The organism is Martelella sp. FOR1707 (assembly GCF_053484265.1).
In genome coordinates this window covers 57,653-69,956 of record NZ_JBAKFP010000005.1, presented here as the reverse complement: position 1 = coordinate 69,956, position 12,304 = coordinate 57,653, and the positions used below count along the sequence as shown (strand labels likewise).

At 61.2% G+C, this 12,304-nt stretch carries 12 protein-coding genes; 5 read left to right on the top strand and 7 right to left on the bottom strand.

Annotation, left to right across the window (positions count from 1 at the left end):
* Positions 1–18: 18 nt before the first annotated feature.
* The 7 genes from V6765_RS14590 to hemE all read right to left on the bottom strand — a co-directional run bounded on the left by V6765_RS14590 (position 19) and on the right by hemE (position 8,136).
* Complete coding sequence (locus tag V6765_RS14590) at positions 19–813, bottom strand: ParA family protein (protein WP_448430908.1); 795 nt, start codon at positions 811–813, stop codon at positions 19–21.
* A 14-nt stretch (positions 814–827) separates the two neighbouring features.
* Positions 828–1,445: a 16S rRNA (guanine(527)-N(7))-methyltransferase RsmG gene (gene rsmG / locus V6765_RS14585; protein WP_448429994.1), complete on the bottom strand. Its 618-nt coding sequence runs from the start codon at positions 1,443–1,445 to the stop codon at positions 828–830.
* A 3-nt stretch (positions 1,446–1,448) separates the two neighbouring features.
* On the bottom strand, positions 1,449–3,296 hold the full coding sequence (gene mnmG / locus V6765_RS14580; protein WP_448429992.1) for a tRNA uridine-5-carboxymethylaminomethyl(34) synthesis enzyme MnmG: 1,848 nt from the start codon (positions 3,294–3,296) through the stop codon (positions 1,449–1,451).
* Positions 3,297–3,426: 130 nt separating this feature from the next.
* Positions 3,427–4,737 (bottom strand): tRNA uridine-5-carboxymethylaminomethyl(34) synthesis GTPase MnmE, encoded by a 1,311-nt coding sequence (gene mnmE, locus V6765_RS14575; protein WP_448429990.1) that lies wholly within the window; start codon positions 4,735–4,737, stop codon positions 3,427–3,429.
* Positions 4,738–5,089: 352 nt separating this feature from the next.
* Entirely contained in the window at positions 5,090–6,355 is a 1,266-nt protein-coding gene (gene rho, locus V6765_RS14570) for a transcription termination factor Rho (RefSeq protein ID WP_448429988.1), read from the bottom strand.
* 199 nt (positions 6,356–6,554) lie between these two features.
* A complete protein-coding gene (gene hemJ / locus V6765_RS14565) occupies positions 6,555–7,085 on the bottom strand; it encodes a protoporphyrinogen oxidase HemJ (RefSeq protein ID WP_448429986.1) in 531 nt (176 codons plus the stop codon).
* A gap of 25 nt (positions 7,086–7,110) precedes the next feature.
* Positions 7,111–8,136, bottom strand: a complete 1,026-nt coding sequence (hemE, locus tag V6765_RS14560; protein WP_448429984.1) for a uroporphyrinogen decarboxylase — start codon at positions 8,134–8,136, stop codon at positions 7,111–7,113.
* A 408-nt stretch (positions 8,137–8,544) separates the two neighbouring features.
* On the opposite strand from hemE, the gene V6765_RS14555 reads away from it, so the two are divergent.
* From V6765_RS14555 to dnaQ, 5 genes are read left to right on the top strand one after another with little or no spacing between them, the layout of a single operon-like run.
* Positions 8,545–9,366 carry a pyruvate, water dikinase regulatory protein gene (locus V6765_RS14555; RefSeq protein ID WP_448429982.1) on the top strand — a complete coding sequence of 274 codons (822 nt, stop codon included), beginning with the start codon at positions 8,545–8,547 and terminating at the stop codon, positions 9,364–9,366.
* A gap of 18 nt (positions 9,367–9,384) precedes the next feature.
* The gene (locus V6765_RS14550; protein ID WP_448429980.1) at positions 9,385–9,999 is read left to right on the top strand and encodes a Maf family protein; all 615 of its coding nucleotides are present in this window, start codon (positions 9,385–9,387) and stop codon (positions 9,997–9,999) included.
* Positions 9,992–10,852: a shikimate dehydrogenase gene (locus tag V6765_RS14545; protein ID WP_448429978.1), complete on the top strand. Its 861-nt coding sequence runs from the start codon at positions 9,992–9,994 to the stop codon at positions 10,850–10,852. Before V6765_RS14550 ends, V6765_RS14545 begins: the two co-directional genes overlap by 8 nt.
* On the top strand, positions 10,849–11,460 hold the full coding sequence (gene coaE, locus V6765_RS14540) for a dephospho-CoA kinase (protein WP_448429976.1): 612 nt from the start codon (positions 10,849–10,851) through the stop codon (positions 11,458–11,460). The genes V6765_RS14545 and coaE overlap by 4 nt, the downstream gene beginning before the upstream one ends.
* Positions 11,460–12,173, top strand: coding sequence for a DNA polymerase III subunit epsilon (dnaQ, locus tag V6765_RS14535; protein WP_448429974.1), 714 nt, complete (start codon positions 11,460–11,462; stop codon positions 12,171–12,173). The genes coaE and dnaQ overlap by 1 nt, the downstream gene beginning before the upstream one ends.
* Positions 12,174–12,304 lie beyond the last annotated feature (131 nt).

Genomic DNA, 12,304 nt, shown 5'->3' with positions numbered 1-12,304 from the left:
TTCACCATGTTAATCGCATCACGCCGCTGCCAGCGCGCGCTCGCGCTGGATGATTTCCGAGGCAAGCTGGATATAGGCCTGACTGCCCTGGCATTTGAGATCATAAAGGATCACCGGTTTACCGAAGGACGGCGCCTCGGACACCCGGACATTGCGGGGAATCAGCGTCTTGTAGACCTTGTCACCCATATACTCCCGCACATCGCTGACCACCTGCTGAGCGAGATTGTTGCGGCTGTCATACATTGTCAGCACCACGCCCTGGATTTCCAGCTTCGGGTTGATGGTGCTGCGCACTTCCGAAACGGTGTCGAGCAGCTGGCTGAGCCCCTCCAGCGCGAAAAATTCGCATTGCAACGGTACGAGAATGGCGTTGGCCGCGCCCATGGCGTTCATCGTCAGAAGATTGAACGAAGGCGGGCAATCGCAGAACACGTAGCGGTAATTGCTGATATCGCTGTGCGAAAGCGCATCGCGCAGCTTGAACACCCGGCGGGGATCGCTGGCGATCTCGAGCTCGAAACCGAGCAGATCGAGCGTCGAGGGAACGATATCGAGATTGGGAACGGCGGTATGCACCGCGGCCTCGGCGACCGTCTTCTCGCCGATCAGCACATCATAGGCCGAAATTTCCCGCTGGTTGCGCTCGATGCCGAGCCCAGTCGAGGCATTCCCCTGCGGATCGAGGTCGACGATCAGGACCTTCTCACCGATCGCCGCGAGCGCGGTTGCCAGGTTGATCGCCGTCGTCGTCTTGCCGACGCCGCCCTTCTGGTTGGCGACGGTGATGATCCTGGTTTTCTGGTTCATGATCGTCCCGCCTGTCTTCAAAGAACCGGTGCAAGGCGCGCGATTTCGAGGATTACGGAGCCGGGCTCGACCTTGCTTTCATGTTTTACCAGATCGAACGACCATCGGTCACGCGCTTTGTCGATCTCGCGCTGATAATCCCGTCCCTTGTGGAAAAAAGCGCGGAAGGAACGGTCTGCGGCGAACCAGGGTGCCGCATAATCCAGCAGTTGATCGAGCGACGCCAGCGCCCGCGCCGACATCAGTTGCGGCGCCTCGATCTCCGCCGGCGCCGTCTCGGCTCGGATGGCGTGGACGCTGGCGCGCGCGCCGGTCTCGCGGATCGCGGTGCGCAGGAACGAGGCCTTCTTGTTATTGCTCTCGACAAGGTGCACCCAGCCCTCGCCAGCCTCCGCCAGAAAGATCGCGGTCACGATGCCGGGAAAGCCGCCACCGCTGCCGAGATCGATCCAGGTCTTCGGTTCCGGCGCCAGTTGAAACAATTGCGCGCTGTCGGCGATGTGCCGATCCCAGATCTGCTGACGGGTCGACGGCGCAACTAGATTGATCGCCTTCGCCCACTTCTCGAAGTGGCTGACGAAGCGGTCCAGCCGCGCCCCTGTTTCACGTGAAACATCGATGCCATTCAGCTTCATCGCTCAGGCCGCCCGCAGCTTCAACCGCACCAGCAGCAGCGAAAGCGCCGCCGGCGTCATGCCGTCAATGCGACTTGCCTGCGCGATGGTCGCGGGACGCGCTGCCGAGAGCTTTCCCTTGAGCTCGTTGGAGAGCCCGGACAGACTGTCATAGTCGAATTCCAACGGAATCGCCCTGCCCTCGTCGCGCTGCACTTCCGCGATATCAGCGGCTTGCCGGTCGAGATAGACGGCGTAAGAGGCTTCGATCTCCAGCGCGCTCTGCACCGCCGAAGGGATAGAGCCAAGCTCGGGCCAGATCGCGGCAATCCCGGCAAAGTCCTGCTCCGGATAGGCAAGAAGATCATAGGCGCTGCGGCGCTGGCCATCCTGATTGAGCTTCAACCCGTAGCGAGCGGCCTCATTGGGCGTCAGCGAACGGCCCTTCAGCGCCGCCCTCCCCTCATCGATTGCCGTCATATAGTCCGTGAATTTTTCGCGCCGTTCACCGCACGCAATCCCCAGCGCCACCGCCATCGGCGTCAACCGTTGGTCGGCATTGTCGGCGCGCAGGGTCAGGCGATACTCGGCGCGCGAGGTGAACATGCGGTAAGGCTCCGCCACGCCCCGCGTGGTGAGGTCGTCGATCATCACGCCGATATAGGAGTCCGTCCGCGAGAAGGTCACCGGCTCGGAGCCCGACGCAAGCATCGCGGCATTAAGCCCGGCAACCAGACCCTGCGCGCCCGCCTCCTCGTAACCCGTCGTGCCATTGATCTGGCCCGCCAGGAAAAGGCCGCCCAGCTTTTTCAATTCAAGCGAAGCCGACAGTTCGCGCGGATCGACGTGGTCATATTCGATGGCATAACCCGGCTGCAGGATCGTCACCTGCTCCAGACCCGGGATCGCATGAATGAAGGCGTCCTGAACCTCCTCCGGCAAGGATGTCGAGATACCGTTTGGATAGACCGTGGGATCGTCGAGGCCCTCGGGCTCAAGGAAAATCTGGTGCCCGTCGCGATCGCCGAAGCGCATGATCTTGTCTTCGACCGAGGGACAATAGCGCGGACCCACGCCTTCGATCTGGCCGGAATACATCGCCGACAAGCCGATATTCTCTCGGATGATCTCATGCACCTTCGGCGTCGTCCGGGTGATGCCGCAATCAATCTGCGGGTTCTGCACGCCCGCCGTCATGAAGGAAAACGGCGTCGGATCGGGATCCGCGCTCTGGCGGTCGAGCGAATCCCAGTCGATGGTGCGACCATCGAGCCGCGCCGGCGTGCCGGTCTTCAACCGGCCGAGCGAAAGGCCAAGCCGCGCCAGGGTTGCCGACAGGCCGACGGAAGCCGCCTCACCCACGCGGCCGGCGGGTATCTTTCTGTTCCCGATATGGATAAGGCCCCGCAGGAACGTGCCGGTGGTCAGCACCGCAGCCGCGCAACTAAAGCGTTGGCCGTCACCAAGGATGACCGCTGAAACGCGGCCATTGGAGGTTTCCAGATCGAAGACATCGCCTTCCAGAATATCGAGATTGTCGATATCTGCCAGCGCCACCTGCATCGTCTGCCGGTAAAGCTTGCGATCCGCCTGGCTGCGGGGACCGCGCACGGCCGGCCCCTTGCGACGGTTCAGCATGCGGTACTGGATCGCGGCGGCATCGGCGACGCGGCCCATCAGTCCGTCCAGCGCGTCAATCTCCCGCACGAGATGGCCCTTGCCAAGACCGCCGATAGCGGGATTGCACGACATCGCGCCAATGGTTTCCCGGCGATGGGTGATCAGCGCGGTCTTCGCGCCGGCGCGGGCCGCAGCGCTCGCGGCCTCGCAGCCGGCATGGCCGCCGCCGATGACGATGACATCATAGGACATTCGTGACTCCATGGCTCGACGGGTCATTGCCCGGAGCCTTTCTCCGCCGCCTGCGCGGCTGGTCATTTTCGACGCGTTGTGCCGTCTGTCGGCGCGCGAGTCAAGATTGTTTCACGTGAAACAAATGCGCTCACTTGCCGACGCAGAACGACGAGAAGATCACATCCAGCAGATCCTCGACATCCACCCGCCCGGTGATCCTTCCAAGCGCGTTGGCGGCCTGCCGCAGCGCCTCGGCGGGTATCTCCGGCGAGTGGTCGCGAGCGGCCAGCGCCGCCTGAATATGATGCAGCGTTTCCTTCAGATAACCAACCTGGCGATCCCGCACCGGCAGCGACAATGAGGCGCCCGCAAGCCGCGCCTCCAGGCGCGCCTTTATCATCTCAACCAAACGATCCATACCCGCGCCGGTGCGCGACGATATCAGCAGATCGAAGTCAGCCTCGGCTCCATTCCCGGCATCCGCCTTGGTGCCGATACGCAGGCACTCGCCTTCGAAGCGCTCCGCTGCCTGGCCCGTCCTTATATCACTGAGGGAAAGAATCAGATCCGCCTCCTCGAGCAGTTCGCGCGCCCGGCGCATCCCTTCCGCCTCGACAATATCATCGCTGTCGCGCAGACCAGCGGTATCACACAGCCGAACGGCATAGCCATCGAGGTCGAGATAGACTTCCAGAACATCGCGGGTCGTGCCCGCGACATCGGTGACGATCGCGACATCGCGCCGCGCAAGCGCGTTCAACAGGCTGGATTTTCCGGCATTGGGCGGGCCGGCAATCACAACGCGATAACCATCACGGATGATCTCCCCTGCCCTGCTGCCGGCAATGTGGTTCTCGATCTGACGACCAACTTCCTCGACCGTGCCCCAGATCGTGGCCGATACCGAACCCGGAATATCGTCCTCATCGGAAAAATCGAGTTCGGCCTCGATCATCGCCCGCGCATGGGTCAGTTCGCGCGCCCAGCCGTCATAAAGCTCGGAAAGCCCGCCGCCAGCCTGTTCCAGCGCCAGCCGCCGCTGCATCTCGGTTTCCGCCGCGATCATGTCGGAAAGCCCTTCAGCCTCGACAAGATCGATCTTGCCGTTTTCAAACGCCCGGCGGGTAAACTCTCCGGCTTCGGCATGCCGCAGGCCCAGGCCTGCCAATCGATCGAGCATTGCCCGCACCACCGCCCGCCCGCCATGAAGCTGAAACTCGATGCAATCCTCGCCGGTGAAAGAGGCCGGGCCGGCAAAGGCCAGAACCAGAGCCGTGTCCATCGGAAGGCCTGCGCCATCAACAAGCCTCATCAGGCGCGCCTTGCGGGGCTCCGGCACGGCGCCGGCAATCGCGAGGCAACAGGAAAATGCATCTTTTCCCGACACCCGCACCACCGCCACGCCGGAAGGCAAGGCGCCGCTCGATAGCGCGTAGATAGTGTCGCCGGCAGCGGACATTTTTATGAAACCTATTTTATTTCAATGGTTTAATATGCATGAAGCATTACTAGAATTAACGCTCCATCGCTTAGTCAGAGCATTGCCGCTTGCTCTCTATACTCTCTCCCGCTGGCGGGAGAGATGCCCCGAAAGGGGCAGTGAGGGCGGCGCGGCATTTCAAAACGTGAGGGCTTTCGCGGGGATAGGCTCCCCCCTCACTGTCGCTTTCGCGACATCTCTCCCCTCCGGGGCGAGAAGATTGGGGGGCTATGCGGCGAATGCCACGGGGGTCCATCCCACCTTCAATGCCGTACACAACCAGTTGCAGATAGGCCTCGGCCAGACAAAACTCGCCCGGCTCCCGCCCCGCTCAGGTATTCATCGATTCGAAGAATTCGGCGTTGTTCTTGGTCTGCTTCAGCTTGTCGATAAGGAATTCGATGCCGTCCGTGGTGCCCATGGGGGCGAGGATGCGGCGGAGGACGAAGATCTTCTGCAGGTCCTGGCGCGGCACGAGCAGGTCTTCCTTGCGGGTGCCGGATTTGAGGATATCCATGGCCGGGAAGATGCGCTTGTCGGCGACCTTGCGATCGAGCACGATTTCGGAGTTGCCGGTGCCCTTGAACTCCTCGAAGATCACCTCGTCCATGCGGCTGCCGGTATCGATCAGCGCGGTCGCGATGATCGTCAGCGAACCGCCCTCCTCGATATTGCGTGCGGCGCCGAAGAAGCGCTTTGGCCGCTGCAGCGCATTGGCGTCGACGCCGCCTGTCAGCACCTTGCCGGAAGACGGCACGACGGTGTTGTAGGCGCGGCCAAGACGGGTGATGCTATCGAGCAGGATCACGACATCGCGGCCGTGCTCCACCAGGCGTTTTGCCTTTTCGATAACCATTTCAGCCACTTGAACGTGGCGCACGGCAGGCTCGTCAAAGGTCGAGGACACCACCTCGCCATTGACCGAACGCTGCATGTCGGTCACTTCCTCCGGCCGCTCGTCGATCAACAGCACGATCAGGAAACATTCCGGGTGGTTGGCGGTGATCGAATGGGCGATATTCTGCAACAGCACGGTTTTACCGGTGCGCGGCGGGGCGACGATCAGTCCGCGCTGGCCCTTGCCGAGCGGCGCCACCAGATCGATGACGCGGGCGGAATTATCCTTGGAGGTCGGGTTGTCGAGCTCCATCTTGAAGCGCTCATTGGGATAGAGCGGCGTCAGATTGTCGAAGTGGACCTTGTGACGGATCTTTTCCGGATCGTCGGAATTGATGGTGTTGACCTTGAGCAGGGCGAAATAGCGCTCGCCTTCCTTCGGTCCGCGGATCGGCCCTTCAACCGTGTCGCCGGTCTTCAGGGCGAAGCGGCGGATCTGGGAGGGCGAAATATAGATGTCGTCCGGGCCGGGAAGATAGTTGGCGTTGGCCGAACGCAGGAACCCGAAACCGTCCTGAAGGACCTCGACCACGCCCTCGCCGATGATCTCGACGTCCTGGGCGGCAAGCATTTTCAGGATGGCAAACATGAGTTCCTGTTTGCGCATCGTGCTCGCGCCCTCGACTTCGACGGATTCGGCAAAGGCAAGGAGATCGGTAGGCGTTTTACTCTTCAGTTCCTGAAGCTTCATTTGAGACATGAAGAAAACCGTGATGTTGTCATGATGATAGCAAGGCCGGTTGCGCTGGTAGAGCAGTGCCAATTCGGATTGGCAAAGGGAGATACTTTCGCACAGCCTTTTGGATGAGTGGCCGGAAGATACTGATTTGCCGCTGACGTTACAAGAGCAAAAACCGCATTTTTATCGCTGAAACCGGCCGAATCCGTTCATCAAATGATTAAAACGGCTTCAAAACCACCATTATGACGATAATGATCATCAAAACGGTCGGCGCCTCGTTCACGATCCGCCAGTGTTTCGCGCTCTTGGTACGCTTATCCGCCGCAAAATCCTTCATCGCCTTGCTGAGATAGCCATGGACGCCGGAGAGCAGGAACACCGCGAAAATCTTGACATGCAGCCAGCCGCCGGAAAACCGGAAACCCTCCCAGGCGAGGTATAGACCGAAGATCCATGTCAGAATCATGGCCGGGTTCATGATCGCCTTCATCAGCCGGTATTCCATGACCTTGAAGGTTTCTGAACTTTCCGAACCGGGCACCGTGTCGGCATGGTAGACGAACAGCCGCGGCATGTAGAACATGCCGGCCATCCAGGCGATCACCGCCATGATGTGGATCGCCTTGGCCCAGAGGTAGAAATTGTCGCGGTCGAAGATGTAGATGCCAAGACAGACCGCCAGAAACACCAGCAGCGCCGTCATGGCCCGTCCTGCCGCCTTGCTGCCGGCGTTGTTCCGATCTGCCATCAGGCATCCTCCCTCTTGAAAAAGACTATTCTTCGCCTCTGACGAGCCGCACCAGCGCTGCCACATGCTCGGGATCGGCCTCGGGCGTTATCCCGTGGCCTAGATTGAAGATCAGCGGCCCGTCCGCAAGCGCTTCAAGAATGGCAAGGGCGCGGCTTTTCATCGCATGACCGCCGGCGACCACGGAAAGCGGGTCGAGATTGCCCTGCACCGGCCCATCCTTCTGCAGGTCCTTGGCGATAGCAAGAGGCACCGTCCAGTCGAGGCCGATGGCATCCGCGCCGGTTTTGGCTCTGTAGGTAGAAAGATTAGGGCCAGCGCCCTTGGCGAAGACGATGATCTTCGCCTCCGGATGGGTAGCCCGCACCTTCGCAACGATCCGGGCGACGGGTGCCGCGGCAAAGTCGGCAAAATCCTGCTCGCCGAGCACGCCGGCCCAGCTGTCGAAGATCTGCACCGCGCCGGCGCCGGCCTCAAGCTGGCGGATCAGGTAATCGGCCGAGAGATCGGCGAGGTAATCGAGCAGCTTCAAAAATTCGCGTCTGTGGCGGTAGGCAAACAGCCGCGCCGGCGCCTGGTCGGGCGTGCCGCGTCCGGCAATCATATAGGTCGCCACCGTAAAGGGCGCGCCGCAGAAGCCAAGCAGCGCCGTTTTCTCCGGCAGCTCCCGGCGTATCCGCTTCACCGCTTCGATGACCGGATCGAGCCGACCTGCGTCATAGCTCTTTTCAAGAGCCATAATCCCGTCTGCGTCAATCGGATCGAGTCTCGGTCCTTCCCCTGCCTCAAAGCGGACATTGCGCTTCAGCACATCGGGTATGACGAGAATGTCGGAAAACAGGATTGCCGCGTCAAAGCCATATCGCCGGATCGGCTGCAACGTCACTTCCGTAGCAAAATCAGGATTATAGCAGAGATTCAGAAAACCTCCCGCCTTCTCCCGCACGGCACGGTATTCCGGCAGATAGCGCCCTGCCTGCCGCATCAGCCAGATCGGCGGCGGGTTTACGGTCTCGCCATCCAGCACCCGTTCCAGTGCCCTTTTCGCCATATCCCCAGCCTCGCCTCTAAATGAATCTTGTTTTATTCGGTTTCTTTTATTTCTTAGAGTCTGTGACGATCAAGGATTAAAGCTTTTGCCGCGGTCATGAGTCATTTCCCCGGTTTCCAGTTTCGCTGTAGCGATTTTCGCCGCTCGGATTCCGGCAGACCGGGGATTTCGCGATTAATCTCAAGGAATTCCGGCCCTCCGGACTCTGGCGCGCGGTGAAAACCCTGTGTAAAACCTCCGGAAAAGCGGTGCGGTGGTCGCCATTGTCCCCGTTTTCAACAGGCTGGATTTCTCGCTCTCCGTATTTGAGCATATGTGGATAAACGCTCCCGCTTCCCACAGGCGAAACCCGGACGAGATTTTTCATCCCGGTTTCTCCAGCGTTATGAACAGCAGGCGAAGGACATCGTGGAAAACCGGAAAAACTTCTTTCACCTGCATCTGATCTCCGATTCGACGGGCGAAACGCTGATCTCGGCCGGGCGCGCGGTATCCGCCCAGTTCGGCGGCCACGAGCCGATCGAGCACGTCTATCCGCTGATCAGAAGCCGCAAGCAGTTGCTCACCGTGCTGCGCGCGATCGACGAGGCGCCGGGCATCGTGCTCTATACGGTTGTCAACGAGGAGCTTTCCGCCCTGATCCACGAAATGTGCCGCAATATGGGGGTTCCGAGCGTCAATGTGCTGGAGCCGGTGGCGGCTGTCTTCCAGTCCTATCTCGGCACCACGCTGCAACGCCGGGTCGGCGCTCAGCACAGCCTCAACGAGGATTATTTCGCCCGCATCGAGGCGCTGAACTTCACCATGGAGCATGATGACGGCCAGATGCCCGAGACCTATGACGAGGCCGATATCGTCATATTGGGGATCAGCCGGACATCGAAAACGCCGACATGCGTCTATCTCGCCAATCGCGGCGTCAAGGTCGCCAATATCCCTATCGTGCCGGGGGTGGCGCTGCCGGACAGTCTCTATCGCGCGCAAAAACCGCTGATCGTCTGCCTGATCGCCTCGACCGGACGGATTTCGCAGGTCCGCGAGTTCCGCGAATTCGGCGCCGGCGGGGATCATGGCAAGAGCGATTATACCGACCGCGCCGTCATTGCCGAGGAGCTGAAATACGCCCGCTCGCTTGCCGCCCGCAATGACTGGCCGATCATCGACGTCACCCGCCGCTCGATCGAGGAGACGGCGGCGGCGATCCTCGCCCTGAAACACCAGCGCGGCTGAAGAGCCTGAGGGAGAAATATGAACGCCACCGATGAAAAACCCGCGATCGTGCTCGCCTCCACCAGCCGGTCCCGCCGCTCCCTGCTTGAAAATGCCGGCCTCGCCTTTACCGCCGTAAAGCCCGATGTCGATGAACGCGCCATCGAGGCCCCCTATCTGAAAGAGGGTGTCACACCGGCCTTCCTGGCGGGCCTGCTGTCGCGCGAAAAGGCGCTCGATGTTTCGGCGCGGGCGGAAAATGCGTTTGTGATCGGCGGCGACCAGGTGATGGAATTCGAAGGCCGGCCCTATTCCAAGCCGGAAAGCCGGGAGGAGGCCCGTGATCATCTGAAGCGGCTTTCGGGCAAAAGCCATTCGCTGATCAGCGCATTCGCGATTGCCAGAAACGGCGAAATCCTCTTCGAGGCGGCGGAGACGGCGCGGCTTACCATGAGCACGCTCGATGAGGCGGCGATCGAGCGTTATCTTGCCCTGCTTCCGGATGAGGTGCTTTTTTCCTCCGGCGTTTACCAGCTCGAAGGACCGGGCGTGCAACTGTTTACGAAAATCGAGGGCGATTTCTTCACGATACTGGGCCTGCCGATGCTGACGCTTTTGAAGGCCTTGCGCAAACTGGGAGCGATTGATGAGTGATTCACGTGAAACGGCAAAGCCAAGGGCCTGCGTTATAGGCCATCCGGTGGATCAGTCGCGCTCGCCGCTGGTGCATGGCTACTGGCTGAAGAAATACGGCATTGACGGAGACTATGTCCGCCAGGATGTCGCGCCCGGCGCGATCGGCGAATTCATGGACAAGCTGCGCTCCGGCGAGGCCGGCTATGTCGGCTGCAATGTCACCATGCCCTACAAGGCCGCAGCCTTCGAACTTGCCGACGAGCGCGACGAGCTCGCAACCACGCTCGGCGTCGCCAACACGCTGTGGGTGGAAGACGGCCGCATCCACGCCACCAATACCGATGGCTTCGGCTTTGCCAGCAGTCTCGATGCGCTCCACCCCGGCTGGGATTATGCCGAGCGCGCGGTGGTGCTGGGCGCCGGCGGCGGCGCCAGCGCCGTGGTGCTGGCGCTGAAGAATCGCGGCTTTTCCCATGTCCATATCGTCAACCGCACGCTGGCGCGCGCCTCAGAGCTCGCCTTCAGGCTCGGCGACCGGGTGCATGCTCACGACATGGACAATCTCGAGGCGGTGATGGAAGGCGCCGGCCTGTTCGTCAACACCACCTCGCTTGGGATGAAGGGCGGTGCTGTGCCGGATTTCGATTTTTCGCCGATGCACGAAAACGCGATCGTCGCCGATATCGTCTATGTGCCGCTCGAAACCCCGATCCTCAAACAGGCCAAACAACAGGGCTTCAGAACCGCCGAGGGCATCGGCATGCTGCTCTACCAGGCTGTGCCCGGTTTCGAGAAATGGTTCGGCAAGACGCCGGAGGTCGATGACGGGCTGATGGCCGAAATCCTCGCTGACCTTGGAGAAACCGCATGATATTGCTTGGTCTCACCGGATCGATCGGCATGGGGAAATCGACCACGGCGGGTTTCTTCGCCGAGGCCGGCATGCCGGTCTTCAACGCCGATGATGCCGTGCACCGGCTTTATCGCGGCCGGGCGGTGGAACCTGTGGAAGCCGCCTTCCCCGGCGTCGCCGTCAACGGCGCGATCGACCGGCAGAAGCTCAGCGCCGCGCTTGCCGGCAAGGCGGAAAACTTCAAGCGGCTTGAGGCGATCGTCCATCCGCTGGTGCGCGAGGAACGGCGCGCCTTCCTGGAGCAGGCGAAGGCGGCCGGCGCGCCAATCGCGGTGCTCGATGTGCCGCTGCTTTACGAAACCGGCGGCGAGCGCGATGTCGATTATGTCGTGGTCGTCACCTGCGATCCGGAAATTCAGCGCGAACGCGTGCTCTCGCGGCCGGGAATGACAGTGGAAAAACTGGAAACCGTGTTGAAACAACAGCTCCCCGATAGCGAAAAACGGGCGCGGGCCGATTATACTGTCGATACCGGACATGGCATCGACGCGGCGCGTGCGGCGGTAACCGCGATCATTGCCGACCTGAAAAAACGAGGCCCGCGGGCCGCAAGGGACAGCATCTGATGAAGGCGCAGCGCGATATCATCTTCGATACCGAAACCACCGGCATGGACAAGAATGACGACCGGATCATCGAGATCGGCGCCGTCGAACTGATCGACCACTTCCCGACCGGCCGCACCTTCCACGTCTATATCAATGCCGATGGCAAGACCGTGCATCCGGAAGCCCTTCAGGTGCACGGAATCACGGACGAGTTTCTTCAGGACAAGCCGAAATTCTCGGAAATCGCCGATGATCTCCTGGCCTTTTTCGACGGTGCGCGCTGGATCGCTCACAATGCGTCCTTCGATATGGGCTTCATCAATGTCGAGCTCGGTCGGCTGGGCAAGGGACCGATCGCCGATGAGATGGTGCTCGACACGCTGGCGCTGGCGCGGCGCAAACATCCGATGGGCCCCAATAGCCTCGATGCGCTCTGCAAGCGCTATGCGATCGACAACGCCCACCGCACCAAGCACGGCGCGCTGCTCGATGCCGAGTTGCTGGCGGAGGTTTATATCGAGATGTCGGGCGGCCGGCAGGCGGCGTTCCGGCTCGTCAATGCCGGCGACGGCGACCAGTATGACGCCGACGGCAATGTCCGCAAGCTCCCTCCCCTCGTCCGCCCCCGCCCGCTTGCCCCGCGCATCCACCCGGAAGAGCTGGAAGCCCATGCGAAAATGGTCGCCGAGATCGGTGACAAGGCGTTGTGGCATTCGGTGGCGGTTGAGTAGCGGGCGGGGCTTCGCCGCTTGCCCCCTAATCTCCCCCCTTGAGGGCAGGCGAATCGCATATGGCGTAGCGGCTTGCACCCAATACTCTCTCCCGCTGGCGGGAGAGATGCCCCGAAAGGGGCAGTGAGGGT

What these genes read in the sequence shown, in the direction of transcription:
- rsmG (WP_448429994.1), bottom strand. Translation starts at nt 1,445, where the DNA reads ATGAAGCTGAATGGCATCGATGTTTCACGTGAAACAGGGGCGCGGCTG.
- mnmG (WP_448429992.1), bottom strand. Translation starts at nt 3,296, where the DNA reads ATGTCCTATGATGTCATCGTCATCGGCGGCGGCCATGCCGGCTGCGAG.
- mnmE (WP_448429990.1), bottom strand. Translation starts at nt 4,737, where the DNA reads ATGTCCGCTGCCGGCGACACTATCTACGCGCTATCGAGCGGCGCCTTG.
- rho (WP_448429988.1), bottom strand. Translation starts at nt 6,355, where the DNA reads ATGTCTCAAATGAAGCTTCAGGAACTGAAGAGTAAAACGCCTACCGAT.
- hemJ (WP_448429986.1), bottom strand. Translation starts at nt 7,085, where the DNA reads ATGGCAGATCGGAACAACGCCGGCAGCAAGGCGGCAGGACGGGCCATG.
- hemE (WP_448429984.1), bottom strand. Translation starts at nt 8,136, where the DNA reads ATGGCGAAAAGGGCACTGGAACGGGTGCTGGATGGCGAGACCGTAAAC.
- V6765_RS14550 (WP_448429980.1), top strand. Translation starts at nt 9,385, where the DNA reads ATGAACGCCACCGATGAAAAACCCGCGATCGTGCTCGCCTCCACCAGC.
- V6765_RS14545 (WP_448429978.1), top strand. Translation starts at nt 9,992, where the DNA reads ATGAGTGATTCACGTGAAACGGCAAAGCCAAGGGCCTGCGTTATAGGC.
- coaE (WP_448429976.1), top strand. Translation starts at nt 10,849, where the DNA reads ATGATATTGCTTGGTCTCACCGGATCGATCGGCATGGGGAAATCGACC.
- dnaQ (WP_448429974.1), top strand. Translation starts at nt 11,460, where the DNA reads ATGAAGGCGCAGCGCGATATCATCTTCGATACCGAAACCACCGGCATG.